Here is a 25,605-nt window from a genome sequence, read left to right as displayed (position 1 = left end):
CGACGGGCCCGTGCCGGCACGCGGGGGCGATGGGGACGCGCCCGCTACTCGGTCCTGGCGGGCGCTGCCCGCTCCTTCCGGCGCTGCGCGTACCGCGCGGGCGCGCCGAGTATCCAGGACCATGCCTCGTACCCGTCGACGGCCCCCACCCGGTCGGCGCCGTCCACACAGCGCGGATCGTCCCGCTCGGCCAGCCCGAAGACGGCCCAGATACGGGTCACCTGGTCCTCCTCGTCGAGCAATGCGGCCAGCACGTCCCCGACGGCGGGCGACGGATCCCTGCTCTCCGCGAGCTGATGGGCGACGAGTTGGCGAACGGAGGCGTCGGTGTCCCGGGCCAGTACGAGCATGGCGTCCAGCCCCTCGGGAGTGTAGGTCCACCGCCCCGGGGCGCCCGATGCGAGGCATTCCACGGTCGCGGGCACCCGGGCCCGCACCGTCGAGGAAGGGTGCGCGAGGAAGGTGAGACCCAGGGGCTCGATCCTCGGGTCCTCGTGGTGGCCCAGGCCGGCCAGGACCTCGGCCAGGACGTCCGGGTGTTTCTCCTCCGCCGCCCAGTCGAGGAAGAACTCGAGCGTGCGCCGTTCGAAGGGGCTCGGGGCGTCGGACACCGGATCCCCGAGGTTGAGGGAGACCAGGGTCTCCGCTCCGAAGCGGCGGCGCAGCGGATCGGGGTGGGCGCGCAGGGCCGCCGCAGCCTCCCACGTCTCGTCGTCCTGTCTCGCGGCAAGGGTGCTGGTGATCTCCCACCAGGCGGCGTGCTCCCAGTCGGGGTGCTCCAGCGCGCAGGCGCGGGCGGCCAACTCGTCGACGCCCGGGCGCAGTCCGAACTGCGTCTCCAGGAAGGTGAGGATCCCCGTGTGGCCGTCGCGGACGGTCATTCCGCCGAGCCGGATCTCGTGGTACTCGGTCGACCATTCCCTGTCCCGGACCCGGACCCGTTCGACCGGGTCCGAGGAGCCGGTCCGCTCCCGCAGCACGGCGACCGGGCCGGTGCCGTGCCACTGCCGGGCACGCGCCAGCAGTTCCGCACGGGTGGCCTCGCCGAGCAGCGCGACGTCGCCGAGCAGACAGCGGACGAGACCGACGGAGCCGCTGTCGACGGCCCGGAGCTGCGGGGTGGACCCGTCGGGCAGCCGGCGGACCACGTCCGCGCCGCCCTGTACCAGAGAGGCGGCGACCGCCGAGTCGCATGCCGCAATCGCCAGACAGAGTAGGGGGGTTCCCCGCTCGTCGACGGTTTCGGGATCCGCCCCGTCCTCCAGCAGCAGCCTGACCGCGTTCTCGTCCCCGCTCCGCACCGCCGTGATGAGTGGATCCTCGCCCATGTCCCGCCACCCTCCTTCCACTCGAACATCGCCCCGCCGCCGGGCCGCAGGCCGGGAGGAGCGCATCATGGCCGATCGCGTCGTGCAACTCCTGGGCCGGCCGGCGGGACGGCCGGGGGAAGGTCAATTGTCAGACCCCGCCGCTTTACTGAGGGCATGACGCTTGACGAGCAGCTGACCGCCATCGACGCGCTCCGCCTGCGGGACTTCCCCGACCGGCGGGGCCGTTCCGCCCCGGTCGAGAGCGGCCCGGGCTTCCACATAGCCGGCCTGCGGGTCAGCGGGGAGTTCTGGGACGCCGACCCCGCCGAGGTGGCGGAGGCCGAGGAGGACTTCGACGCCGCGCTGACCGCGCTGGTGCAGGCGCTCTCCTTACGGTGGGGCCGGCCCGCGCTGCTCGATCTCACCCCTGCCCTGGAGCGGATGGCCGCCGGGCTGCCGGTCCGGCCACCGCTCGACACCCTGTGCGGCTACGTCCCGCGGATGCACGGCTGGCGGGTGCGGGACCGCTGGGTCGGCGTGGGGGTGGGGCAGGGGGGACGTGAGCTGCCGCTGCAACTGCTGGTGGCGGTGGGGGAGGGGGACGTCACCACGCCGGCGATGACCGGGCCCCGGTGACCGGCCGTCAGCGCGCGAAGGCGGGCGCGAGCGCCGCGCTGACGACGAGGTGCGGCGTGCCGGTGCCGTCGGCGGGCACGGTCCACAGATCGGAGCCGAAGTCGCCGGGCAGCGAATAGACCAGGGTGTGCCCGTCGCGCCAGACGGCCTGGTCGTCGACGTTGCGGTGTTCACCGGTCGCGGTCTCGCGCAGGCTGCGCAGGTCCAGCACGTACAGCCGCCACGGCGCGTCCGGATCGGCGCCCCGGACCCGCTTCTTGTACGCGATACGGGTGCCGTCGGGGGAGAGCGAGGGGCATTCGACGTTGCTGTGCAGTGCCCGGAGGGTGCGGGCGGTGCGGTCGCCGCGGACGAGGTACGTCCGCCCGCCGGTCGCGGCGGTGGCGTAGAAGTGCGTGTCGTCGGCGAAGGTGACGCCCCAGACGTTGATGTCGGCCGTGTGGACCCGGTGTCCGCCGACGGTCAGCGCATAGGTCTCCAGGTTGGCGTCAAGGTGCCAGGAGCGGGTGTCGAGGACGGAGGTACGGGTGGAGAAGGCGGTTCCGGCGTAGGAGTCGCCGCTGACGAACACGGTCCAGGCGACGGTGCGGCCGCCGGGAGAGACCCGCGCCCGGGTGGGGGTGCCCGCCAGGTCGTAGCGGCGCAGCGCGTGCAGCCGGCGGTCGAGGACGACGGCGCGGTAGCTGTCACGGAGTTCGCCGTGCACGGCCTCCAGGCAGATGCCGGTGCCGGCGGCCGCGTGGAAGCGCAGGCAGCGGACGCCGGACGCGGTGCGCGGGCCGGACAGCCGGCCGGCCGGGACCGCGGTGATCTCGTCGCGGTGCGGTCCCCAGGCCATGTTGCGGAAGAAGGCGCGGTGCGGGTCGTCGAGCCGTACCGCGCCGGAGGTCACCGCCGGTCCGCCGGCCTGCGCCCGGTCCTTGCGGGCGGCGCGCCCCGCGGCGTGCAGGGTCGCGCCGACCGCGACCGCGCCGAGGACGACCACGGTGACGAGCAGGACCACGAGGCGGGAGGTGCGGTTCATGTGACGGGCTCCGAAAGGGTGGCGGCGGGTGCCGGTACGCGCCGCAGCAGCCGGGCGCTGAGGGCGGCGGCGAGGGCGAGGCCGCCGGTGGCCAGCCCCAGGGCCCAGCGGTCGCCCCACGCGGTCCAGGCCGCGCCGAAGGCGAGCGAGCAGCCGAAACGCGCCGCGGCCTGGCCGGTCTGCACCACCGCCAGTCCGCTGCCGCGCACTTCTTCGGGCACGGCATCGGCGGTGGCCGCGGCCAGCACACCGTCGGTGGAGGCGTAGAAACCGCCGTGCAGGGCGAGCACCAGGCAGGTCAGGGCCGGGGACCCGCCGAGCGGGGCGAGCAGCAGCCCGTAGGCGGCCAGCAGCGCGAGATGGCCGAGCAGGAACAGCCGACGGCGGCCGATCCGGTCGGCGAGCACGCCCAGCGGTACGGCCAGCAGCAGGAAGGCCGCGGCGGTGCCCAGCGGCAGCAGCGGGAACCACGCCTCGGACAGGTCGAGCCGGCGCTGCAGGGTGAGGTACAGGAAGGAGTCGCTGACCGTGGTCAGGCCGAGCAGGACGGCGCAGCCGGTCAGGCGGCGTACCGCCGGCCGGCGCAGCAGGCTGCCCGCCGTGGGGCGGGAGGCGGTGTCCGGCCGGGGCGGCACGGAGGTCCGCGCGCGGCCGGGGACGAAGAGCAGTAGGACGGCCACGCCGAGCGCGGCCACACAGCCGCTGACCGTGAACACCGCGTCATAGCCGTCGGCCGCGGCGCGCAGCAGGAGGAAGGCGACCAGCGGGCCGAGCAGCGCGCCCGCGGTGTCCATCGCCCGGTGCACGCCGAACGCCCGCCCGCGGGTGGCGGGTTCGCAGGACAGCGAGATGAGCGCGTCGCGCGGTGCGGTGCGCAGGCCCTTGCCGGTACGGTCCGCGGCGAGCACCGCACCGATCAGCGGCAGGGTGTGCACCATCAGCAGCAGGGGTTTGCACAGGGCGGACAGCCCGTAGCCGAGCGCCGCCACGGTCTTGTGGCCGCCGCCCCGGCCGCGGTCCGACGCCCGGCCGCCGACCAGCCGCACCAGCGCGCTCACCCCGTTGTACACCCCGTCCAGCAGCCCGAACCCGAGCGGCGACAGCCCGAGTTCGGCGACGAGGTACAGCGGCAGGACCGCGGTGACCATCTCCGAGGAGATGTCGGTGATCAGGCTGACGGTGCCCAGTACGAGCACGGTGGCGGGCACGGCGGCCCGCGGCGGCCGGTCCGGGCGCGCGCCCGGACCGGCCGCCGCGGGGGTGGCGCGGCGGTCTGCGAGATACACGTTCAGCTCGCCCAGATGCCGCTGATGTCCTTCGCGTCGGCGGCCTTGCCGGCGTGCGAGGTGCCGTACATGTCCTCGATGGTGCGCAGCACGTCGTAGTGGTTGTAGGTGGTGCCGGACGTCGATCCGGGCGTCACCTGCTGGCCGTAGAGCACGGTCGGGATGCGGTTGCCGCTGAGCCGGTTGTCCTCGTCGAAGGTGAGCAGCAGCAGGCTGTTGTGGGTCTTGGCCCAGTCTGCGTAGCTCTTGAGGTGGGTCTTCAGCCAGGTGTCACCGGTCGAGACCGAGCAGTCGTGCATGTCGCTGCACAGGTTCGGCACGACGTAGGAGACGGTGGGCAGCTTGGTGAAGTCGGTGGGGAAGGCGTCGAGGGTGTGCGCCGTGTTGGTGGGCACGTTGTTGAAGCCGAACCAGGGGTTGTGCTTCTGCGCGTAGTTGCCGGACTTGCAGGTGGTCGAGCCCTCGGCCGGCAGCGACTCGTTGTAGCTGGCCCAGGACTTGCCGGCCGCGGTGACCTCGGAGGCGAGGTTGGGGGCGCTGCTGAAGCCCGGGGTGACGCAGCTGTCGTCGGTGACGCCCTGGGTGTCGCCGGAGAACATGGCGTAGTAGTTGGGCTGGCTGGGGTGGGTCTCGGCGTACGAGGCGGTGAGGTTCGCGCCGCCGGAGGCCAGGGAGTTGATGTACGGGGCGCTGGAGCTGCCGATCACCTGGTTGTAGGCGTGGTTCTCGAAGACCACCACGACCACGTGGTCCGGGGTGGGCACGGCGGCCGCGGCCGGCTCGGCGCCGAAGCCGTTGCCGGCCCAGATGCCGAGCCCGGCGGCGGCGAGGCCGAACGCCCCGGCGAGCGCGGTGAGTTGGTGGCGCCGCGAGCGGCGGACGCGGTGCGAGGACGGGGACGGCGAGGGGGACGGAGCAGGCACGGGGGCCTCCGTACGGAAGGTGGGGGAGCACGGGCGGCGACAGCGTAGAGCTGTCACCGTGGCATGTACACGCCTTCAAGGTGACGCGCAGCCGAACGGCAGCTGAGCGGCCGGGGCGGAGGTCCGTACGGGCCGCAGCAGGCCCCGGCACCTCCATTCAAACGCGCCCACCGCGCGCCCGCCCGCGGAGCCCTACGCGGGCTCGCCCTCCGCGAACGCCGCCGCCCGCAGCCGCCCGTACTCCTCGGCCATCGTCGGGAGTGTCCAGTGGGCGTTGAGACCGCTGGGGTTCGGCAGCGCCCAGATGCGGGTGTCGCCCAGCGTCCGCTCCTGCGGCCCGATCACGGCGTGTTTGTCGTCAAAGGCGACGCGGTACGCCGTGACCCCGGCGACGGCCAGCCAGCGCGGCCGCAGCCGGGCCACCTTCTCGGCCAGCAGCCGCCCGCCCTCGCGGTACTCCGCGGCGGTGAGCTCGTCCGCCCTGGCCGTCGCCCGGGCCACCACGTTGGTGATGCCGAGGCCGTGCGCCGGCAGCTCCTCCTGCTCTTCCGGCCGGAACCGGCGGGGCGTGAAGCCGGCGGCGTGCAGCACCGGCCAGAAGCGGTTGCCGGGCCGCGCGAAGTGGTGGCCGGTCACCGCCGTCATCAGCCCGGGGTTGATCCCGCAGAACAGCACGTGAAGGCCGCTCGCGACCACGTCAGGGACGAGGCGGCCGCGGGCGGCTTCCAGTTCTTCGGGGGTGAAGCGCACGACGGTCCCGTCAGAGGATCGCGCCCGGCGTGTAGGCGGCCGCCTCCGGGTGCTGCTTGGCGACCTCCTCGATCCGGCCGACGACGGACGCGACCTGGTCGGCCGCCGCGCCGGTGAAGGAGAGCTTGTCCGCCATCAGGTCGTCCAGCTGCGGCCTGTCCAGCGGGATCCGCGCATCGGCGGCCAGCTTGTCCAGCAGCTCGTTGCGCTCGACGCCCTGCTCCCGCATGGCCAGCGCCGCGGCGACCGCGTTCTCCTTGATCGCCTCGTGCGCCTCCTCGCGGCCCACGCCGGCGCGGACGGACGCCATCAGCACCTTCGTCGTGGCGAGGAAGGGCAGGTAGCGGTCCAGCTCACGGGCGACGACCGCCGGGAAGGCGCCGAACTCGTCGAGCACCGTCAGGAACGTCTCCAGCAGCCCGTCCAGCGCGAAGAACGAGTCCGGCAGGGCGACCCGGCGCACCACGGAGCAGGACACGTCGCCCTCGTTCCACTGGTCGCCGGAGAGCTCACCGGCCATCGACGCATAGCCACGCAGGATCACCATCAGGCCGTTGACGCGCTCGCAGGAGCGGGTGTTCATCTTGTGCGGCATCGCCGACGAACCGACCTGGCCGGGCTTGAAGCCCTCGGTCACCAGCTCGTGCCCGGCCATCAGCCGGATGGTCTTGGCCAGCGACGAAGGCGCGGCGGCCAGCTGCACCAGCGACGTCACCACCTCGTAGTCCAGCGACCGCGGGTAGACCTGGCCGACGGACGTGAACGCCTGCCCGAAGCCGAGGTGACCGGCGATCCGCTGCTCCAGGTCCGCCAGCTTGGTCGCGTCGCCGCCCAGCAGGTCGAGCATGTCCTGAGCGGTGCCGACGGGGCCCTTGATGCCGCGCAGCGGGTAACGGGAGAGCAGCTCGGTGAGGCGCGCGTACGCCACCAGCAGCTCGTCGGCCGCGGTCGCGAAGCGCTTGCCCAGCGTGGTGGTCTGCGCGGCGACGTTGTGCGAGCGGCCCGCCATCACCAGCTCGGCGTGCTGGGCGGCCAGCGAGCCCAGCCGGGCCAGCACGGCGACCGTACGGTCCCGCATCAGCTCCAGCGACAGCCGCACCTGCAGCTGTTCGACGTTCTCGGTCAGGTCGCGGGAGGTCATGCCCTTGTGGACCTGCTCGTGGCCGGCGAGGGCGTTGAACTCCTCGATGCGGGCCTTGACGTCGTGCCGGGTGACCTTCTCACGCTCGGCGATCGACGCCAGGTCGACGTTCTCCAGGACCCGCTCGTAGTCGGCCAGCGCCTCCTCGGGGACCGCCACCCCCAGGTCCTTCTGTGCACGCAGCACGGCAAGCCACAGCTTCCGCTCCAACTTGACCTTGTACTCGGGGGACCACAGCACAGCCAGCTCCGCGGAGGCGTAGCGGCCGGCCAGAACATTGGGGATGCGAGGCTTCGCAGACACAGCAGTCACGTGGTCAGAGTCTACTGGCGATTCCCGCAGGCCAGCGCCCCGCCCCAAGCTGTGGTTTCCTACAGGCCGCACACCGTCACCGGCCGGAGTCCCGCGACGGATGCCGGATCACGCGCCCGCTCGTCCCCACTCCGTCACCGGACCGGGGTCCGTGTGGTCCGCGGGGCTCACCCAGAAGGCGTTGCCCAGCTCGGCGCTGACGTGCGCGCCCGTCCGGCCGTCCCCCGAGGACCGGCCGGTCAGCCGCCGCCCTATCCACGGCACCAGATGCTCCCGCGCGAACCGCAGATCCGCGGCCCGGCGGGCGCCCCAGCCCGGCGCCACCGCCGCCGGCAGCGGTGCGTCCCAGTCCGACGCGGCCGGCAGACCCAGCGCCTGCCAGACGGCCTCCGCCACCCGGCGGTGCCCCTCGGCGTTCAGATGCAGCCGGTCGTCCGCCCACAGCCGGGGGTCGGCCAGCGCACGGGAGCCGTACAGGTCCACGACCACCGCTCCGTGCCGTTCGGCCAGCTCGTCGATCCGCGCGAACAGGCGCTCCATGCGCGGCCGGAAGCGCTCCAGTACCGGGCCCTGCCGCCCGGGGCTGCGCATCAGCACCAGCTGCCCGCCACCCCTGGCCAGCAGCCCCGCGGCGTCCTCCAGCGTGGCGCACACCTGCTCCACGTCGCACTTGGGCCGCAGCACGTCGTTGAGGCCGCCGACCAGCGTCACCAGGTCGGCGCCCATCGAGGCCGCGGGGCCGCACTGCTCGTCGGCTATCTGCCGGATCAGCTTGCCGCGCACCGCGAGGTTGGCGTAGCGGAACCCGGGCGTCAGCGCGGCCAGCCGGCCGGCGAGCAGGTCGGCCCAGCCGCGGTACGAGCCGTCCGGCAGGCCGTCCGACATGCCTTCGGTGAAGCTGTCGCCGACCGCGACGAAACTGGTGTAGGGGGCATTCATCTCCATGAAGCGATGATTTTAGTGGGACCGGTACCGGCCGCGGGTGGGCCGGGTGCGGGCTGATCCGCCGGGGCCCGCCGCGGCCTAGAGGACCAGCTCCCGCAGTACGTCCTCCATCGTCACCAGCCCCGCCAGGCGGCCGTCGTCGCCGATCACCGCGGCCAGGTGGGTGCGGGAGCCGCGCATCGCCGTCAGCACGTCGTCCAGGGGTGTGGCGGCCTTGACGCGGGCGATCGGGCGCAGCGCCGAGACCGGGAACGGATCGTGGCGCGGGGTGGCGTCCAGCGCGTCCTTGACGTGCAGGTAGCCGAGGATGCGACGGGTCTCGTCGACGACCGGGAAGCGGGAGAAGCCGGACTCCGCGGCCAGTTGCTCCAGCTCCTCGGGGGTGATCCCCATCCGGGCGTGGACGACCTTCTCCACCGGCAGTACCACGTCCCGGACCGGGCGGCGGCCCAGTTCCAGGGCGTCCCGCAGCCGGTCCTGAGCCCGTTCGTCGAGCAGTCCGGCCTCCCGGGAGTCCTCGACCATCCGCGCGAGCTGGGCGTCCGAGAAGGTCGCGGTCACCTCGTCCCTGGTCTCCACCCGCAACACCTTGAGCAGCGCGTTGGCGAGCGCGTTGATCGCGAAGATCACCGGACGCAGTGCCCGGGTCAGCGCCACCAGCGGCGGCCCCAGGATCAGCGCGCTGCGCACCGGCTCGGCGAGCGCGACGTTCTTCGGCACCATCTCGCCGAAGAGCATGTGCAGATACGTCGCCAGGGAGAGTGCGATCACGAACGAGATCGGGTGGACCAGGGTCTCCGAGATGCCCACCGCGTTGAACACCGGCTCCAGGAGGTGCGCGATGGCCGGCTCGGCGACCGCGCCCAGCACCAGGGTGCACAGCGTGATGCCCAGCTGGGCGGCCGCCAGCAGGGCCGAGACGTGCTGCAGCCCCCACATGACGCTGGTCGCGCGGCGGTCACCGCGCTCGGCGTACGGCTCGATCTGACTGCGGCGCACCGAGATCAGGGCGAACTCGGCGCCGACGAAGAAGGCGTTGACGACCAGCGTCAGCAGGCCGACGAAGAGCTGTAGCGCGGTCATCGGCCGGCCTCCGTCCTGTGCTGGTCGGTGCTGCTGCCCGGCAGCGGCGCGTGCAGCAGCACCCGCGCCGCGCGATGGCCGGAGGCGTCCAGGACTTCCAGCGCCCAGCCGGCCACCTCCAGGCGGTCACCGGCGGCCGGTATCCGGCCCAGTTCGGTGGCGATCAAACCGGCGAGGGTCTCGTACGGGCCGTCCGGCAGCCGCAGGCCGATCCGCTCCAGCTGGTCGGTGCGTGCCGCGCCGTCGGCCTGGAAGACCTGCCGGCCCTGGGCGTCCGTGCCGGCCGGTGCCAGGTCGGGGGTCTCCAGCGGATCGTGCTCGTCGCGGACCTCGCCGACCACCTCCTCGACGATGTCCTCCAGCGTCACCACGCCGGCCGTGCCGCCGTACTCGTCGATGACCACGGCCATGGTCCGCTTGCCCGACAGCCGGTCCAGCAGCCGGTCCACGGTCAGCGTGGTGGGTACCAGCAGGGGCTCGCGCAGCAGCTCGGAGACAGGGTGGCGGGGGCGCCGCTCGGCCGGGACGGCCAGCACGTCCTTGATGTGCGCCACGCCGACGACGCTGTCCAGGCTGCCGCGGTAGACGGGGAAGCGGGACAGCCCGGTGGCCCGGGTCGCGTTGGCGACGTCCTCGGCGGTGGACTGCACCTCCAGCGCCACCACCTGGACCCGCGGCGTCATGACGTTCTCCGCGGTCAGGTCGGCGAGGTTGAGCGTGCGGACGAACAGCTCGGCGGTGTCGGCCTCCAGCGCGCCCTCCTTGGCGGAGTGCCGGGCCAGCGCCACCAGCTCCTGGGGGCCGCGGGCCGACGCCAGCTCCTCGGCGGGCTCCAGGCCCATCCGGCGGACCATGTGGTTCGCGGCGTTGTTCAGGTGCCGGATGAACGGCTTGAAGGCGGCGCTGAACCCGCGCTGGGCGGTGGCGACGCGCCTGGCCACGCCGAGCGGGTTGGAGATGGCCCAGTTCTTCGGGACCAGTTCGCCGACCACCATCAGGACGACCGTGGAGATCGCGGTCCCGAGCACCAGGGCCAGCGAATCCGCCGCGGAGCGCGGCAGTCCGAGCGCGTCCAGCGGCCCGGCCAGCAGGGTCGCGATGGCCGGCTTGGAGAGCATGCCGATGACCAGGCCGGTGACGGTGATCCCGAGCTGGGCGCCGGAGAGCTGGAAGGTGAGGTTGCGCACCGCCTTCAGGGCGCTGTCCGCACCCCGGTCGCCGCGCTCGGCGGCCCGTTCGAGGTCGCTGCGCTCGGCGGTCGTCAGCGAGAACTCCGCGGCCACGAAGACACCGCAGGCCAAGGTCAGCAGGAGTGCCACGGCCAGGAGGAGCAGGTCGGTCATCGAGTCACCTCCGTCCCATGATCGAACAGGATCGGGAGGTTCGCGCTGTGTCGCCGCGGGGCTCGACAACTGGGAGGCTCGCCCATGACTGGACGCTCACACACCTTTCATCGGGGGAGGGGGAACACCATGGTAAAGGATGAGCAAAGTTGCCGTGGGCCCGCCCCGTCGGACGGGGCGGGCCCACGAGCGTTGTGCCGGCGGTGCCCCCTGCTCAGCGCAGGTGTTTGACCCAGCGGCTCCACTGCGGCTCCGGCGCGTAGCCCGCCGCCCGCCACGCTTGCCGGGCCAGCTCGTTGCGGTCCAGCACCATCGCGTCGCCGCGCCGGCCGCCCAGCGCGCGGAACCGCTCCTCGGCGGCGGCCAGCAGCGCACCGCCGATGCCCTGCCGGCGGTGGTCGGGGTGCACGGCAAGCCGGTAGAGGTGGCAGCGCCAGCCGTCGAAGCCGGCGATCACCGTGCCCACCAGCTCGCCCGCCCGCTCGGCCAGCAGCAGCGACTCGGGGTCGCGGGCCACCAGCCGCGCCACCCCGTCGGTGTCGTCGCTGATGCTGGTGCCCTCGGCGGCACCCTTCCAGAAGGCCAGCACGGCATCGAGATCGGCCGGCGTCCCGGCCCGTATCTGAAGATCAGTCATTCCGCGATCCCACCACCGGCCCGAGCGCGCTGTCGAACGCTTTCCACGGGCCGGGACGGCACCGCCCGGGCGTCAGCTGCCCCGCAGCTCCTCCAGCACCGGCGCGAACGCCTCCAGGTAGGGATCGAGGACGGTGAGGTAGGAGAACCCGTACCGTTCACGGCGCTCCCGCAGCTGCTCCGCCATCTGCCGCACCGTCCCGATCAGCAGCGTCGGCGCCTCCAGCGCCTGCTCCTCGTCCAGCCCGACGCCCAGCGCGGCGATCTCCCGGGCCGCCGCCCGCCGGTCGTCGGTGACCAGCACCCGCTGCACCAGGATGTTCAGCTCGGCGGGCTCCGGACGCCCGGCCGCGTACCCGTGGTACCTCGCCACCGACGCCGCGAGCTCCTCGGCGGGCAGCAGCTCCAGCGTGCCCTCCGGCTTGCCGGGCGCCTGCCGGCCGCCGGTGAACGCCGCGATCTCGGCGCGCTCGGCCGCCAGCCGCAGCATCCGCGGCCCGTTGCCGCCGATCAGCAGCGGCGGCCGCGGCCGCTGAGCCGCCCGCGGTGCGTGCTCCGGATCGCCCAGCAGCCGGTCCAGCTCCTCGACCGTGCGCACCAGACGGTCCACCCGCTCACCGGGCGTTCCCCACGGCAGCCCGGCGGCCTCGAATTCCGCGCGGACGTACCCCGTTCCCAGCCCCAGCTCCAGCCGGCCGCCGGTGAGCGCGTCGGTGGTGGCCACCTCACGGGCCAGCAGCGCCGGTGGGAAGAACCCGGCGTTGAGGACGAAGGTACCCACCCGCGGCCGCTCCGTGGCCTCCGCCGCGGCGACCAGCGCGGGGAACGGCGCCGGCATGCCCAGGTGGTCCGGGACCAGCAGGACGTCGTAGCCGAGCGCCTCGGCGCGCCGGCACTTCTCGCGCCAGGCGGCACCCGTATCGAACGCGAGCATGTTGACGCCGAAGCGGAACGGACGTGGCATGAGGCCCCCTCAAGACGGTGCGGCCGGGCCGACCCGGCCGATCCGTGATCATGCAACCACGATCCTCCCGGCACCGGGCCGGGTTTCACCACACCTACCGTGCCCGGGCCCGCATCCGCTGGGTCGCGTACCCCGCCGCGGCGACTGCCAGCAGCACCGCCACCGTGCCCAGCGTGAACGTCTCGAAGGTGACCCGGGAGACGCCCCAGGTCGCCCGGAAGTCGTACGGGAAGCCGACGAACCGCTCCAGAGTGCCGGGAAACAGCGCCACCCAGCAGCCGAGCAGGATCCAGGCGTAGACCAGCAGGTCCGCGCAGGCGAAGCCGCCGGTGCCGAAGGGCACCCGGTACGGCCGGGGCACCTCCGGGTAGCGCAGCCGCAGCGCCAGCAGGGCGGGGACCACGACGATGTACGACAGCAGCAACGTGGTGATCGCGACGGTCAGCACCACGCCGAAGATGGCCGAGGTGTTCCCGCTCGCCAGATGCATGGCGGCGACCATGAAGGCGGTCGCGGTGACCCCGGACAGCAGGTTCATGCGGACCGGCGTGCCCAGCCGCGCGTGGAAGACGCCCAGGCCCCGGCTGAAGAAACCGCCGTCGGCCGCCGCCATGGCCTGCATCCGGTCGGCGACGATCATCCAGGCGCTGCCCTGCGTCAGGAGCGCCACCGCGAACAGCACCGCGACGAAGGCCAGCAGCGCGCCCTGCGCGTCCCCGTAGATCCCGAAGACCAGCCGGGCGGCCTCCATGAACCCGCCCACCCCCGTGATCCGCCCGCCCGGGGAGACGGCGACGATGGCCAGCACCGGCAGCAGATAGCTGAGGGTTGCGACGGCTCCGGACACCCCGATGGCCACCGGCACGTCGCGCTGCGGGTCGAGCATCTCGTCCCCCGCGGCATTGGGACCCTCGAAGCCGACGAACGCGAACAGCAGCACCGGCACCAGCGCCAGGAACCCCGCGCCGGTGGGGGCGAAGCCGGCGTCGTGCAGCCCCCGGAAGCCGTACCGGATGCCGTACGCCGCCGCCGTGACGGTGACCAGGGCCAGCGCCAGGAGCTTGGCCCCGGCGCCGCCCGTGGTGATCCACTTGCCGCGCCGCAGCGAGATCACCGCGGTCAGGATCGCGGCCCAGATGAAGACCAGCTTGAAGACGTAGTCGGCCACCGTCGCCGAGCCGAGCGGGAAGACGAAGCGGTCCCAGGCCGCCGCCGCCACGAACACCAGCGAGCCACCGAGCCAGACCGGATTGGTGACCCAGTAGAACATCGTGGTCAGCACGGCCGTCAGCCGGCCGAACGCCAGCTCCACCCAGACGTACGGACCGCCCTCCTGCGGGAACGCGGCGCCGGTCTCGGCGAAGACCAGGGCATAGGGCACCAGGAACCCCACCGCGATGACCGCGATCCAGGTGACGGCCTGCCCTCCGCCGGCGGCGATCTGCCCGATCACGTCGAAGGAGATCACCGCGGCGACCGCGATCGCCATGATGTCGAAGCGGCGCAGGCTGCGTTTCAGATGGGGGACGGAGACCGGGACGGACACGGCGAGGGCCTCCTCTCACGGCCGATCACATCGTGCGGCATCCGGTCCGCCCGCCCCGGCAGCGGCGCGCGGGCCCCGGGACCGTGACACGGACGGTGCTTGCCGGTGCTAGCGGACGCGCGCTAGCTTGGACATGTGGCGAAGACACAGCTGAACGTCCGCGTGGACGAAGCCACCGCCGAAGCGGCGCGGGAGCGCGCCCTGCAGCGGGGAGTGAGCATGAACCGCTATATCGAGGAGCTGGTCCTGAAGGACGCCGGCGAGGTCGGACAGACCTTCGTCGAGGCCGCCTCCGACTTCATGAAGCAGTACGAGCGGGTCTTCGCCGAGGAATTCGGCCTCGACGCGGACGGCGCGCCCGGCCCCACCGCGCCGGCCGGCAACCCCGAAGGACTGCCGGGCACGACGTGACACTGCGCATCGATCTCGCCTGGCTCCTCCTCATCGCCGAACAGCACACCCCCGGAGACCCCCAGGTCACCGACTGGGGCGCCCTCGTGGCCGCGGTCAGCCGCCACGAGGCGGAGATATTCGGCGTCCCCGTGTACCCCGACCCCCCGGACCGCGCCGCGGCACTCCTCCAACTCCTGCTCCAGGTACCGGCGTTGGAGCGCTCCAACGCGATGTTCGCGACCGCCGTGGCCTACGGCTACCTCGTCGCCAGCGGCCTGAAGATCGCCACCTCCCCCGAACAGGTCCGCGACCTGGCCCGCCTGGTCAAGGAGGGAACGGCGGACGTACGCGCGATCGCGTCCGAGCTGCGTACGTGGGCGGTGTAGTGACCTTCCCACGTTGTCGGCTTTCCCGCCGTGTTTCGTCTCGCCGTTGCGCCTGCGGCGGGCGTGGGTGGTCGGGTGCGGTGCCGCTCCTCCGGACTTCGTCCTGCGGCGCGGCCCCTCCCGTAGTGGGAGGGGAAAAAGGCCGGTGGGGGCGAGCGTCAGTAACGACGCCCGCCCCCACCGGCCTTCACCTTTCCTCCCGCGGGAGGGGACGGACCGCAGGACGAAGTCCGGAGGGCCGGCACCGCACCCGACACCCACCCGGCCCGCCGCAGGCGCAACGGCGAGGAACCACTACGGCGGGACGGAAAACAACGTACGCGGCGCCGCAAAGCGCGCGGCGGGTCAGACGAAAGCGTGGGAAATCCACCCCACCGCCGAAGCCCGGAACGCCTCCGGCGCCCGCATCCCCGCGCCCTCCGGGATGCGGCCCAGGAGGGGGGCGTCCGCGGCGGTCGGGAGGTCGGTGAGGTTGCAGTGGGCGGCCAGGTCGGGGGCGGCCGGCCAGCTGCCGACGACGACGCCCGGGCAGCGGAGTCCGTAGGTGCGCAGAGCCAGCGCGGTCAGTGCGGTGGCGTTGAGCGTGCCCAGGCCGGCCTGGACGACGACCAGCACGGGCGCGTCGGACAGCCGCGCGGCGTCGGCGAGGGTGTGGCCGGCCGCGTCGAAGCGTACGAGCAGCCCGCCGGCGCCCTCGACCAGCACCAGGTCGTGCGAGGCGTCCAGCTTCGCGGCCGCCTCGGCGATCTCCTGCGGGCCCACCGGCGGCAGCCCGGCCCGCTGGGCGGCCGTCGCGGGCGCCAACGGCTCGGGGTAGCGGGCAAGTTCGAGCGTGGTGACCTTGCCCGCCAGGCGTTCGACCTCCGCCACGTCGCCCGGTTCGTGCGCCGCGACGCCGGTCTGGGCCGGCTTCAGCACCGCCACCGAACGGCCCCGAGCCAGCGCGGTCGCGGCGATCGCGGCCGTGGTCACGGTCTTGCCGATCTCCGTGCCCGTGCCCGACACGTACAGCACCGACATCTTCTCTGCCTTTCCCTCAGCCCTCGCGGGCGGCCGCGCACACCGCGGCGCCGATGCGTGCCACGTCGTCGTCAGCGGTGATGTACGGCGGCATGGTGTAGATCAGGTCCCGGAACGGGCGCAGCCAGACGCCCTCGCGCACCGCCGCCCGGGTCGCGGCGGCCAGGTCCACCGGGTGGTCGAGCTGGACGACGCCGATCGCCCCGAGCACCCGGACATCGCGGACCCCGGGCAGCTCGCCGGCCGGCGCCAGCGCCTCGGTCAGGCCGGACTCGATCCGCTTGACCTCCCGCGCCCAGTCCTGGGACAGCAGCAGTCCGATCGAGGCGTCGGCGACGGCCGCGGCGAGCGGGTTGCCCATGAACGTCGGGCCGTGCGCCAGCACCGGCAGTTCGCCGCGCGAGATGCCCTCCGCGACGGCCGTCGTGCACAGGGTCGCCGCCAGTGTGAGATATCCGCCGGTCAGGGCCTTGCCGACGCACATGACGTCGGGCGCGATGCCCGCGTGTTCCGCGGCGAAGAGGGTGCCCGTCCGGCCGAACCCGGTGGCGATCTCGTCGAGGACGAGCAGCACGTCGTGCGCGTCGCACGCCTCGCGCAGTACGCGCAGATAGCCGGGGGAGTGGAAGGACATCCCGCCCGCGCCCTGGACCACCGGCTCCACGATCACCGCGGCGAGTTCGTCGGCGTGCCGGCCGATCAGCTCGCGGAGGTGCGCCGCGTACGCCTCGTCCGGCGGAGCGTCGAAGCCGGCCGGGGGCGTGTCCGCGAAGATCTGCCGCGGCAGCACCCCCTGCCACAGCTCGTGCATCCCGCCCTCCGGGTCACACACCGACATCGGCTGCCAGGTGTCGCCGTGGTAGCCGCCCCGCCACGTCAGCAGCCGCTGTTTGGCGGGCTTTCCGACCGAGCGCCAGTACTGGAGGCACATCTTGACGGCGACCTCGACGGAGACCGAGCCGGAGTCGGCGAGGAAGACGTGCTGCAGCGGCTCCGGGGTGATGTCGACCAGCCGCTTCGCCAGCCGCACGCCGGGCTCGTGGGTGAGCCCGCCGAACATCACATGGCTCATCCGTTCCAGCTGGCCGCGCGCGGCGTCGTTGAGCACCGGGTGGTTGTAGCCGTGCACCGCCGACCACCAGGACGACATGCCGTCCACCAACTCGCTCTGGCCCTCGGCCGGTTCGGCGAGCCGGAGCCGGACTCCGGACGCCGACTCGACCAGCAGCGGCGTGGCCGTACCGGGCATCGGCCCGTACGGGTGCCACACGTGCTGCCGGTCGAGCGCCAGCAGATCGCGGGGGGCGAGCGGCTCAGGCATTGGGCGGCAGGTCGGTGCCGGCGCCGCGACGGCGCACCGCGACCAGGTCGCGACGGGTCTCGTCGGACGGCGCGGGAACGGTGGCGGCGGGCGCCTCGGCGGCACCGGTCGCGGGCTGTGCACCACCGCAGCCACCCCGCCGGTGCTCGGGCAGCGTCGTGGTGTCGGTGCCCTCGACCTCGAACCCGGCGTCCGCGATCATCGCGAGGTCGTCCTTGCCGGCCTGGCCCTCACTGGTCAGGTAGTCGCCGAGGAAGAGCGAGTTGACCAGGTGCAGCGCGAGCGGCTGCAGGCTGCGCAGATGGACCTCGCGGCCGCCGGCCAGCCGCACCTCGATGTCCGGGCAGACGAACCGGACCATCGCGAGGATGCGCAGCGCACGCTGCGGGGTGAGGTTCCACTCCTTGGCGAGCGGGGTGCCCTCGAACGGGATCAGGAAGTTGACCGGGACCGAGTCGGGGTCGAGTTCGCGCAGTGCGAAGACCACGTCGACGAGGTCGGCGTCGGTCTCCCCCATACCGGCGATCAGGCCCGAGCAGGCCGACATGCCTGCCGCCTGCGCCTGCTGGACGGTGGAGACCCGGTCGGAGAAGTCGTGCGTGGTGCAGATGTCGCCGTAGGTGGCTTCCGAGGTGTTGAGGTTGTGGTTGTACGCGTCGGCGCCCGCCGCGCGCAGCCGCTCGGCCTGGCCGTCGGAGAGCAGCCCCAGACAGGCGCACACCTCCACGCCCTCGTTCTGCTCCTTGATGGCGGAGATCGTCTCCGAGACCCGGTCCACGTCCCGGTCGGTCGGGCCGCGGCCGCTGGCGACCAGGCAGACCCGCTTGGCGCCGCCGGCCACCCCGGCGGCGGCCGCCTTGGAGGCGTCATCGGGCTTGAGCCAGGTGTACTTGAGGATCTCGGCCTTCGACCCCAGCCGCTGGGAGCAGTAGGAGCAGTCCTCGGGGCACAGGCCCGACTTGAGGTTGACGAGATAGTTGAGCTTGACCCGCCGCCCGAACCACTGGCGGCGTACCTTTCCGGCCGCGGCCACGACGTCGAGCAGTTCGTCATCGGACGTCGCCAGGACGGCCAGCGCCTCTTCGCGGGTCGGCAACTCGCGCCGCAGTCCCTTGTCCACCAGTGTGTTCAGCAGGTCCATGACGATGATCCTGGCCTACGCCACCGCCCCCGGCCAAGGAGGATTCCCACAACGAGTCCTGATCGGGGTGTGTGTATCGCCACACCGTGGCCGTGCGGAACGACCGCTAACGTCTATCGACAGCCCACAATCGAGGCCGACAGACGAAGGACGCCGATGCCGCAGGACTCCGCCCCGCCGCTGCTCCGCGACGCCCCGCCCGCGCCTCCCGCGGGCCCCCCGGCCGGGCCCGTCGGGCAGGACCGCCGCGCGGCCTTCGACTGGATCGACATGGCGCAAACCGAGCGTCAACGGGCCGGTCTGGTCCGCACGCTGCGCCCCCGGCCGGCCGACTCCCCGCTGCTCGATCTGGCGGGCAACGACTACCTGGGGCTCGCCCGGCACCCGGAGGTCACCCACGGCGCCGCCGAGGCCGCTCACCGCTGGGGCGCGGGTGCGACCGGCTCGCGCCTGGTGACCGGCAGCACCGAGCTGCACGCCCTGCTGGAGGCGGAACTTGCCGCGTTCTGCGGCTTCGAGGCCGCTTTGGTGCTCTCGTCCGGTTATGCCGCGAATCTCGCCGCCGTCACCGCGCTCACCGACCCCGGCACCCTGGTCGTCTCCGACGCCGGCAACCACGCTTCCCTGATAGACGGCTGCCGCCTCTCCCGGGGGCGCGTCGCAGTCGCCCCGCACGCCGATCCGGAAGCCGTACGCGCCGCGCTGACCGGCCACGACGGCCGGGCGCTGGCCGTCACCGACTCGGTGTTCTCGGTCGACGGGGATGCCGCGCCGCTGCCGGAACTCGCCGCGGCCTGCCGCAGCCGGGGCGCCGCGCTGCTCGTCGACGACGCGCACGGACTGGGCATCCTGGGGGCGGGCGGCCGCGGCGCGCTGTCCGCGGCCGGGCTGGCCGGTGACGCCGACGTGGTGGCCACCGTGACGCTCTCCAAGTCGCTCGGCTCACAGGGCGGTGCGGTGCTCGGCCCGGCGCGGGTGATCGAGCACCTGGTCAACACCGCCCGGTCGTTCATCTTCGATACCGGACTCGCCCCGGCGGCGGTCGGCGGTGCGCTCGCCGCGCTCCGGCTCCTCGTCCGCGAACCCGACCGCGCCGCCCGTACCGGACGGATCGCCCGCGAGCTGCACGGCCGGCTCACCGCGGCGGGCCTGACCACGGTACGGCCGGACGCCGCGGTGATCTCGGTACGCGCCCCGTCGCCGGAGGCCGCGGTCCGCTGGGCCGCCGACTGCCGTGCGGCCGGACTCGCGGTCGGCTGCTTCCGCCCGCCGTCCGTACCCGACGGCATCTCCCGGCTGCGGCTCACCGCCCGGGCCGACCTGACGCAAGAGCAGCTCGATCGGGCGGTGGCCACGATTCTCGCCACCGCGCCGACCGGCTGAAGCGGTGCGCCGCCGGGCGGCCGGCGCACCGCCCAAATCCGGTCTCGCGTGGCAGAGTTCACCGCATCGGGCGACAGAAATCCGTAGATGTTGGTGGATCCCGCCCACTACGGGCGGCCCGAGTGGCACTCTGACGCTCTGCGAGTGGTCCGAGGCCGGACCGGTGTCCCCAGCGGCACCGCTCCCGGTTCCAGCGCAGCGGAGCGGAGCCGGCCTCGGTGCGAAAGGGACGGCGTCGTGATGGCAGACCACCAGGAATCCTCACTCACCCTGCCGAGCGCGCCGGCCTCGGTCGGCCTCGCCCGCAGACACGCCCTGGAGGTGCTCGCCGGCTGGGGGCTGCCCGCGGAGTCCGGCATCGCCGAATCCGTGCGGCTGATCGTCTCCGAGCTCGCCACCAACGCCGTCCAGCACACCGGCGGCCGGTCCCCGACCTTCACCGTCGAGCTGCGCCTCGACCGCGACGAAGTGCTGGCGGTGGGCGTCACCGACAGTCACCCGCGCCGTCCGCGCCGGCTGGCCGCCGCGGTTCAGCAGGACAACGGCCGGGGCATGGTCATCGTCCGCTTCCTCGCCGCCGAAGCCGGCGGCCGGCTCTCGGTCGTGCCCACCGCGGCCGGCGGCAAGACCGTCTGGATCAGGGTGCCGTGGAAGGTCGCCGTTCCCTGACCCGCGCTTGCAGGAACCTTTCACCCACAGCCTGCCGCCGCAGTCAGCCGCGGCCCCCGTGCGGGACCATCAGCACTTCGGCGCCCACCGGCAGGAATCCGGCGGCCAGGACGGCCCGGACGCTGCGGGCGTTGCCGGGGGCGACCTGCGCCCACAGCACCTCGTCCGCCGGTATGAGATGCCGGGCGGCCCGCGCCAGGCCACGTCCCAGCCCCCGCCCCTGGCCGCTGTCCGGCACCTCGAAGGACATCTCCCAGCGGCCGGCCACCCCGCGGCCGATGACCAGCGTCCCACCGTCAGGGGTCGTCCAGGCCCGCACTTCGTCGCGGTGCCGCAGCGCCCGGACGACGCGGGGGTGACCGCGGTCCACCGTCTCCACCAGCTGCAGCGGCGGCGGGCCGGGCAGCGATTCGGCGACCGTGACCATGTCGACGTTGTTCGCCTCGCGGCCCGTCAGCGCGCCCAGCGCGGTGAGGAACGGCGGGGCGAGCGGCCCCGCAAGGTCTCCGGGGGGTATCCGCTCCCGCACCCACGACGGCTCCACGTCGGCGAACACCACGGCGTGGCAGGTGAAGGCCAGCACTCCGACGTCCCGCGCGGACGGCTGGGGGAGCACCGTCACCGATCCGTCCGGTGGCGGGAAGCTTCCCCGTGCCGCGGCAGCCAGCACCTTGCCCAGTGGTGAGTTCACGCCGTCAAACTAGCGTGGGCCACTGACAACGGACCGGGCACGGCGGAGCCCGGCCCGTGGCACCGGCGGCGGGCCGGCCCCGTCCGCGGCTCAGCGGACCCGCCCGTACCAGACCGCGCGGCTCCAGATCTTCTCCAGCCGGACCACCGCGCCCGTCTTGGGCGCGTGCCAGATCCGGCCGTGGCCCGCGTAGATGCCGACGTGGTAGATGCCGCGGCTGGAGTGGAAGAAGACCAGGTCGCCGCGCTTGCGGGCGGCGACGGAGATGTGCCTGGTGTGGGCGTACTGGGCGGCCGCGCTACGGGGCAGGGCCCGGCCGGCGCGTTTGAACGAGTACAGCGTCAGGCCCGAGCAGTCGAAGCGGAACGGACCTTGGGCGCCGTACTGGTAGGGCGAGCCACGCTTGGAGGCCGCGACCCACAGCGCGTGGGCGGCGACGGTCGCGGCCTCGGCGCCCGGGGTCGCCCCCGGCGTGAGGGTGGCCGCCCCGAGCGTGGCCAGCGTCAGGGCGGAAACGGTGCCGGCCCGCGCCAGCAGGTTCGGCGTATGCGTGCGCACGGTCATGCGCAAACCCTTCGTCAGCCGCCTGCGAAGGGAGACCTGTCGGGTTCGGACAGGCGAAGATGCCCGGCCGTCTGCACGGCTTCACCCCAAGGAGTCCGTGGCCATGAGGCCCGGACCCCGTCCTGCTCGGGTCCTCCGCTCCCGCCGATCCACCTCGTCGACCGGTCATCCGGCACGGCGGCGGGATTGGGCGCCCGTCCGGACCGCCCCGCCGCTGTGGCGGGGTCTTGTCGTCGAAGGGATCGTCACGCACTCACGGCCGAAATTCCGAGTTGAAAGTGCCGCATGTGACATGCGTCACATTTGGGCTGTTTGGTTAGATTTGTTCCTTCAGGTGGCGGGAGGGAGGGTGTCGCACCTCCGGGACCTGGGGCGAAACATCGAGGACCGCAGGAATTTCGTCCGTCCCCGCAATTCGCCGCCTCCCCCGAGCGGGCGCGGACGCTACGCCGTCCGGGCAGCCGTTCGTCGTCCGTGTCGCGCCTCAGGGCTCCTCGGGCGGCGGTACGGTCACCAGGCCGGCCCGCCGCTCGCCGTCCAGCACCCGCATCGCCTCCGCCAGCGTCGCGCGGTGGAACTCGCTCTCGCCCCGGTTGTGCATCAGCGTCAGCGCGTCGCGCAGCGCGGTGACCTTGCCGACCAGGGCCTGGGCGGCACGCAGGCCGCTGTAGGTGTGGCCGGCCCGGGCCGGATTGATCCGGCCCAGCAGGTCCAGCACCTCCAGGTAGCAGTCGATCAGTTGCCCCTCGGCGCGGGTCAGCGCCGGCAGCGGCGGGGGTTCGGGCGGCAGCATCCAGCTCACCGCGCGAGGGGCTGGAGGGGCGAGCCCTTGCGGTTGCGGGTCAGCCCGTCGATCAGGCCGTACTCCTGGGCGGCGGGGGCGTCGAAGATCTTGTCCCGCTCGATGTCCGCCGCGATCCGCTCCCGCGGCTGCCCGGTGTGCCGCGCCAGCATCTCCTCCAGCATGTCGCGGCTGCGCAGCAGCTCCTCCGCCTGGATCTGGAGGTCGGTCGCCTGGCCCTCGATGGGTTCGCTGATCGACGGCTGGTGGATCAGCACCCGGGCGCCGGGCAGCGCCAGTCGCTTGCCGGGGGTGCCGGCGGCCAGCAGTACCGCGGCGGCGGACGCGGCCTGCCCGAGGCAGACGGTCTCCACGTCGCACGACACGTAGCGCATCGTGTCGTAGACCGCGGTCATCGCGGTGAGCGAGCCGCCGGGGGAGTTGATGTAGAGCGAGATGTCCCGCTCGGGCGCGGCGTGTTCCAGGTGGATCAGCTGCGCCATCACGTCGTTGGCGGCGGCGTCGTCGATCGGGGTGCCCAGGAAGACGATGCGCTCGCTGAGCAGCTTGGAGTAGGGGTCCATCGTGCGCGTCCCCTGCGAGGTGCGCTCGGTGAATTCCGGAAGGACATAGCGGGCCGTCGGTCGCAGCATGACCGCTCCTCTCTCTTCTGTAAAAAATGTACAGGATGTACGGGGCCGAATTCTAGTGATCAAGCCAAATGCCCAGGTCAGAGGCCGTTTGTTCATCGAGGTCGCACGTCTCACAATTTCTCTACGAACTTTCGTTCGGATCGCCGGGCGGACCAGGGGAAGACCGGTCGATGACCGCGTCCACGAGGGTCTGCATGACCGAGTCGGACACTCATTCGCTCGTGGCCATGGGCGGTGTCGTGTGTGGCCTCAGGACATAGATGACATGCGCTGATGCTCGGCCTTGTCACGGCTCAACTTCACGATCGGTCACTTGCGGGCCGCGCGCGAGCAGGTCAAGTGGCTGGCCGTGAAGCAGGAACGGGAACGGGCCACTTGGGACATGTGCGACATCCTTGGCCGCTCCCTCTCCACGATGATCGTCAAACTGGGGGCTGACCCCGCGCATCCTGGAGTCCTCCGGAGACGTAGGCTTCGCCGTCGGCCAGGTCACCGAGCTGGAGAACATGGCGCGTACGGCGCTGTCCGACGTGCGGGCCACCCTCTCGGACTACCGCACCCTGTCGCTGGACAGCGAGCTCGCCGGCGTCCGCATGGCGCTGCGTGCCGCCGGCATGCGGGCCGAACCGCCCGCCGCGACCAACACCGTGCGCGCCGAGCTGCGCGAGGAGTTCACGGACCTGCCCCCGGCGGCGGTTTCCGGGGCATCGCCCGCGGGCTGGCCCGGCGATCCACCGCGCCCCGTCGAAGGAGGCCGAACCGACATGATCCGCTTCCTGCTGGCCGACGACCAAGCACTCGTACGCGGCGTCCTCGCAGCCGTGCTCCGACTCGAACCCGACATCGACGTCGCCGCCGAAATCGGCACCGGCACCGAGGTGCTGGCCGCCGCGCAGCGGATCTCGCCCGACAAGGCGGCATTGCGAAGCCCCGGGCCTCTATGAGGGCCACAGGCTTGGGGAGTTGAGTTCTACCGGTTGCTCAACGACGCTGAGAGTTGATCGACATGCCACCGCACCAGGTCGGCGAGATCGGCGTAGAACGGCACACGAGACGCTGCCTGGAGGATCTCGGTGCAGGCGGTCAGTTCGCCGACCAACCCCGCGGGGGTGCCCAGGACGTGCGCGAACTCCTTGGCCACACACTCGGCCAGGTCCGGTACATGCGTAGGTGGACAGCATCATCGTGGTCACCCTGCCGACGTTGCGGGCGTTGTGGATGGTGCCGGAAGGGATGAAGAAGGGATCGCCGGTACGCAGTCGCAGGGCATGGCCGTCGTCGAACTCCATCAGTACGTCGCCTCGGGCGATGTATCCGACCGTCACTCCGGGGTGGCTGTGCCGGCCGGACTCCTTGCCGCTGGGGATTTCCACCAGGGTCTGTACGGTTTCCCACCCCTTGGCGGGGGCGCTGGAGCACGGTCCGGGTGACTCCGCGTTCCCTCCGCTCAAGCAGATCAGGGCGGGTCTGCTGGAGATCGGCTACGCCGAAGTGGGGCCGGCTCATGGGGCGCCGGTCATTTGCCTGCACGGCTGGCCGTACGACATCCACAGCTTTGTCGATGTCGCGCCCCTGCTGGCGGCGGAGGGCTACCGAGTGATCGTTCCCTACCTGCGCGGCCACGGCACGACACGCTTCGTCGCTCCCCGGACGTTCAGAAACGCGCAGCAGTCGGCCATCGCCCTCGACATCATCGCCCTGATGGACGCGCTGGGGCTGGAGAAGGCGGTGCTCGCCGGATTCGACTGGGGAGCGCGGACCGCCGACATCATCGCAGCGCTGTGGCCCGATCGCTGCAAGGCCCTCGTGTCGGTGGGCGGTTACGTCATCACCGACCGTGAGGCGAATCTCCAGCCGCTGGCGCCGGTGGCCGAGCATGCCTGGTGGTACCAGTACTACTTCGCCACGGAGCGGGGCCGGATCGCCATGGAGGACAAGGGCAAGCGGCACGACCTGACACGGTTGGTCTGGAACACGGTGTCCCCGACATGGGACTTCGACGACGCCACCTTCGAGCGCACGGCCGCCGCCTTCGAGAACCCGGACTACGCCGCCATCGTGATCCACAACTATCGCTGGCGGCTGAGTCTCGCCGAGGGTGAACGGCGTTACGAGCCATACGAGAAGCGGCTCGCCGCCCGGCCGGTCATCGCCGTGCCGACGCTGACGCTCGACGCCGAGCGCGACCCGTTCACGATCCCGGGCAACGGGGACGCGTACCGGGACAGATTCACAGGCCCGTACGACCATCGCACCTTCAAGGGAATCGGCCACAACGTGCCGCAGGAGGCACCGGGGGCGTTCGCTCGGGCCGTCGCCGACGCCGATCGTCTCTGATCGGCCATCAAGGGAACAGGAGACTGACGGATGGAAGACCACAACACGCAGGACAGCGGCTCGTCCACGCGCCACGCGCGGTTCGGTGCGCTGCCCGAGCGGATCGCCTACGAGGACATGGTCGAGATGAAGGAGGCTTCACCGAGGGGCCCCGCAGGGGGCACCAGTAACCCCGAAGGAACGAGGGAACTCCTCTCCTGCCTGGCGTGGGACCTGGCGCTCTGAAGTGCGCCCAACCCACCGGCAAGCCACGGGCCTTCGAATCGGCGACCGCGGAGAAGTGGCTTGCGGGCGACCGCGCGGAGCCTGATACGGTTCATCGGCAGTGATCCTTCGTAGAGGAGTACAGACATGGCGGGTGACGACG

27 protein-coding genes, 2 pseudogenes and 1 riboswitch are annotated in these 25,605 nt (G+C 72.5%); of the genes and pseudogenes, 8 read left to right on the top strand and 21 right to left on the bottom strand.

The annotated features are described in order from the left end of the window. Positions 1-44 precede the first annotated feature (44 nt). Entirely contained in the window at positions 45-1,328 is a 1,284-nt protein-coding gene (locus SL103_RS20940; protein WP_069570507.1) for a HEAT repeat domain-containing protein, read from the bottom strand. Positions 1,329-1,484: 156 nt separating this feature from the next. Between SL103_RS20940 and SL103_RS20935 the strand changes: the two genes are divergently transcribed. Further along, positions 1,485-1,946, top strand: coding sequence for a hypothetical protein (locus SL103_RS20935; RefSeq protein WP_069570506.1), 462 nt, complete (start codon positions 1,485-1,487; stop codon positions 1,944-1,946). A 7-nt stretch (positions 1,947-1,953) separates the two neighbouring features. On the opposite strand, the gene SL103_RS20930 is transcribed toward SL103_RS20935, so the two are convergent. The 11 genes and pseudogenes from SL103_RS20930 to SL103_RS20880 form a co-directional block, all read right to left on the bottom strand. Beyond that, on the bottom strand, positions 1,954-2,970 hold the full coding sequence (locus SL103_RS20930; RefSeq protein ID WP_069570505.1) for a TolB family protein: 1,017 nt from the start codon (positions 2,968-2,970) through the stop codon (positions 1,954-1,956). After that, the gene (locus SL103_RS20925; RefSeq protein ID WP_069570504.1) at positions 2,967-4,256 is read right to left on the bottom strand and encodes an MFS transporter; all 1,290 of its coding nucleotides are present in this window, start codon (positions 4,254-4,256) and stop codon (positions 2,967-2,969) included. The genes SL103_RS20930 and SL103_RS20925 overlap by 4 nt, the downstream gene beginning before the upstream one ends. Before the next feature lie 2 nt (positions 4,257-4,258). Then, a complete protein-coding gene (locus SL103_RS20920; protein WP_069570503.1) occupies positions 4,259-5,179 on the bottom strand; it encodes an alkaline phosphatase family protein in 921 nt (306 codons plus the stop codon). Positions 5,180-5,371: 192 nt separating this feature from the next. Next, positions 5,372-5,929 carry a G/U mismatch-specific DNA glycosylase gene (gene mug, locus SL103_RS20915; RefSeq protein ID WP_069570502.1) on the bottom strand — a complete coding sequence of 186 codons (558 nt, stop codon included), beginning with the start codon at positions 5,927-5,929 and terminating at the stop codon, positions 5,372-5,374. A gap of 10 nt (positions 5,930-5,939) precedes the next feature. Then, the gene (gene purB / locus SL103_RS20910; protein WP_069570501.1) at positions 5,940-7,373 is read right to left on the bottom strand and encodes an adenylosuccinate lyase; all 1,434 of its coding nucleotides are present in this window, start codon (positions 7,371-7,373) and stop codon (positions 5,940-5,942) included. 117 nt (positions 7,374-7,490) lie between these two features. Continuing rightward, positions 7,491-8,327 carry an SGNH/GDSL hydrolase family protein gene (locus tag SL103_RS20905; protein WP_069570500.1) on the bottom strand — a complete coding sequence of 279 codons (837 nt, stop codon included), beginning with the start codon at positions 8,325-8,327 and terminating at the stop codon, positions 7,491-7,493. A 78-nt stretch (positions 8,328-8,405) separates the two neighbouring features. Beyond that, positions 8,406-9,410, bottom strand: coding sequence for a hemolysin family protein (locus SL103_RS20900; RefSeq protein WP_069570499.1), 1,005 nt, complete (start codon positions 9,408-9,410; stop codon positions 8,406-8,408). Then, the gene (locus SL103_RS20895) at positions 9,407-10,753 is read right to left on the bottom strand and encodes a hemolysin family protein (protein WP_069570498.1); all 1,347 of its coding nucleotides are present in this window, start codon (positions 10,751-10,753) and stop codon (positions 9,407-9,409) included. The genes SL103_RS20900 and SL103_RS20895 overlap by 4 nt, the downstream gene beginning before the upstream one ends. A 214-nt stretch (positions 10,754-10,967) precedes the next feature. Beyond that, positions 10,968-11,417: pseudogene (locus SL103_RS20890) on the bottom strand (GNAT family N-acetyltransferase); the annotation flags it as partial. A gap of 45 nt (positions 11,418-11,462) precedes the next feature. Further along, on the bottom strand, positions 11,463-12,353 hold the full coding sequence (locus SL103_RS20885; RefSeq protein WP_069570496.1) for an LLM class F420-dependent oxidoreductase: 891 nt from the start codon (positions 12,351-12,353) through the stop codon (positions 11,463-11,465). Positions 12,354-12,447: 94 nt separating this feature from the next. Next, positions 12,448-13,899: an APC family permease gene (locus SL103_RS20880; protein ID WP_069570495.1), complete on the bottom strand. Its 1,452-nt coding sequence runs from the start codon at positions 13,897-13,899 to the stop codon at positions 12,448-12,450. A gap of 135 nt (positions 13,900-14,034) precedes the next feature. Here SL103_RS20880 and SL103_RS20875 point away from each other — a divergent pair, with 135 nt between their 5' ends. Both SL103_RS20875 and SL103_RS20870 read left to right on the top strand, forming a co-directional pair. Then, positions 14,035-14,310 (top strand): toxin-antitoxin system HicB family antitoxin, encoded by a 276-nt coding sequence (locus SL103_RS20875; protein WP_069570494.1) that lies wholly within the window; start codon positions 14,035-14,037, stop codon positions 14,308-14,310. Then, complete coding sequence (locus SL103_RS20870) at positions 14,307-14,678, top strand: hypothetical protein (protein ID WP_033269252.1); 372 nt, start codon at positions 14,307-14,309, stop codon at positions 14,676-14,678. The genes SL103_RS20875 and SL103_RS20870 overlap by 4 nt, the downstream gene beginning before the upstream one ends. Positions 14,679-15,023: 345 nt before the next feature. Here the strand turns inward: SL103_RS20870 and bioD are convergent, their stop codons facing one another. From bioD to bioB, 3 genes are read right to left on the bottom strand one after another with little or no spacing between them, the layout of a single operon-like run. After that, the gene (gene bioD / locus SL103_RS20865) at positions 15,024-15,698 is read right to left on the bottom strand and encodes a dethiobiotin synthase (RefSeq protein ID WP_069570493.1); all 675 of its coding nucleotides are present in this window, start codon (positions 15,696-15,698) and stop codon (positions 15,024-15,026) included. Between the two features lie 16 nt (positions 15,699-15,714). Continuing rightward, positions 15,715-17,019, bottom strand: a complete 1,305-nt coding sequence (locus SL103_RS20860; RefSeq protein WP_069570492.1) for an adenosylmethionine--8-amino-7-oxononanoate transaminase — start codon at positions 17,017-17,019, stop codon at positions 15,715-15,717. After that, positions 17,012-18,160, bottom strand: coding sequence for a biotin synthase BioB (gene bioB, locus SL103_RS20855; protein WP_069570491.1), 1,149 nt, complete (start codon positions 18,158-18,160; stop codon positions 17,012-17,014). The genes SL103_RS20860 and bioB overlap by 8 nt, the downstream gene beginning before the upstream one ends. A 270-nt stretch (positions 18,161-18,430) precedes the next feature. On the opposite strand from bioB, the gene SL103_RS20850 reads away from it, so the two are divergent. Together SL103_RS20850 and SL103_RS20845 are read left to right on the top strand one after the other, a co-directional pair. Continuing rightward, the gene (locus SL103_RS20850) at positions 18,431-19,543 is read left to right on the top strand and encodes an 8-amino-7-oxononanoate synthase (RefSeq protein WP_069573962.1); all 1,113 of its coding nucleotides are present in this window, start codon (positions 18,431-18,433) and stop codon (positions 19,541-19,543) included. A gap of 240 nt (positions 19,544-19,783) precedes the next feature. Next, entirely contained in the window at positions 19,784-20,212 is a 429-nt protein-coding gene (locus SL103_RS20845) for an ATP-binding protein (protein WP_069570490.1), read from the top strand. Between the two features lie 43 nt (positions 20,213-20,255). Here the strand turns inward: SL103_RS20845 and SL103_RS20840 are convergent, their stop codons facing one another. The 4 genes from SL103_RS20840 to SL103_RS20825 form a co-directional block, all read right to left on the bottom strand. After that, the gene (locus SL103_RS20840) at positions 20,256-20,903 is read right to left on the bottom strand and encodes a GNAT family N-acetyltransferase (RefSeq protein ID WP_069570489.1); all 648 of its coding nucleotides are present in this window, start codon (positions 20,901-20,903) and stop codon (positions 20,256-20,258) included. Positions 20,904-20,993: 90 nt separating this feature from the next. Then, complete coding sequence (locus SL103_RS20835) at positions 20,994-21,467, bottom strand: C40 family peptidase (protein WP_069570488.1); 474 nt, start codon at positions 21,465-21,467, stop codon at positions 20,994-20,996. A 4-nt stretch (positions 21,468-21,471) separates the two neighbouring features. Further along, a riboswitch (cyclic di-AMP (ydaO/yuaA leader) is annotated at positions 21,472-21,637 on the bottom strand. A gap of 314 nt (positions 21,638-21,951) precedes the next feature. After that, positions 21,952-22,260, bottom strand: coding sequence for a hypothetical protein (locus SL103_RS20830; protein ID WP_069570487.1), 309 nt, complete (start codon positions 22,258-22,260; stop codon positions 21,952-21,954). 5 nt (positions 22,261-22,265) lie between these two features. After that, positions 22,266-22,901 carry an ATP-dependent Clp protease proteolytic subunit gene (locus SL103_RS20825; protein ID WP_069570486.1) on the bottom strand — a complete coding sequence of 212 codons (636 nt, stop codon included), beginning with the start codon at positions 22,899-22,901 and terminating at the stop codon, positions 22,266-22,268. A gap of 506 nt (positions 22,902-23,407) precedes the next feature. Between SL103_RS20825 and SL103_RS39630 the strand changes: the two genes are divergently transcribed. Continuing rightward, positions 23,408-23,845, top strand: coding sequence for a response regulator transcription factor (locus tag SL103_RS39630; protein ID WP_069570485.1), 438 nt, complete (start codon positions 23,408-23,410; stop codon positions 23,843-23,845). A gap of 26 nt (positions 23,846-23,871) precedes the next feature. Here SL103_RS39630 and SL103_RS36360 read toward each other — a convergent pair whose 3' ends face one another. Both SL103_RS36360 and SL103_RS39405 read right to left on the bottom strand, forming a co-directional pair. Continuing rightward, the gene (locus tag SL103_RS36360) at positions 23,872-24,042 is read right to left on the bottom strand and encodes a hypothetical protein (protein ID WP_208870084.1); all 171 of its coding nucleotides are present in this window, start codon (positions 24,040-24,042) and stop codon (positions 23,872-23,874) included. Between the two features lie 88 nt (positions 24,043-24,130). Continuing rightward, positions 24,131-24,226, bottom strand: a pseudogene (locus SL103_RS39405) (cupin domain-containing protein); the annotation flags it as partial. On the opposite strand from SL103_RS39405, the gene SL103_RS20815 reads away from it, so the two are divergent. Both SL103_RS20815 and SL103_RS20810 read left to right on the top strand, forming a co-directional pair. Next, positions 24,210-25,238: an alpha/beta fold hydrolase gene (locus SL103_RS20815; RefSeq protein WP_208869922.1), complete on the top strand. Its 1,029-nt coding sequence runs from the start codon at positions 24,210-24,212 to the stop codon at positions 25,236-25,238. The pseudogene SL103_RS39405 and the gene SL103_RS20815 overlap by 17 nt on opposite strands. Positions 25,239-25,268: 30 nt before the next feature. After that, positions 25,269-25,463 (top strand): hypothetical protein, encoded by a 195-nt coding sequence (locus SL103_RS20810; RefSeq protein WP_069570483.1) that lies wholly within the window; start codon positions 25,269-25,271, stop codon positions 25,461-25,463. Positions 25,464-25,605 lie beyond the last annotated feature (142 nt).

Origin of the sequence: Streptomyces lydicus (assembly GCF_001729485.1) — a bacterium.
GTDB lineage: Bacteria > Actinomycetota > Actinomycetes > Streptomycetales > Streptomycetaceae > Streptomyces > Streptomyces lydicus_D.
Note: the sequence above shows the minus strand (reverse complement) of the source record. Positions and strands in the feature narration are given on the sequence as shown.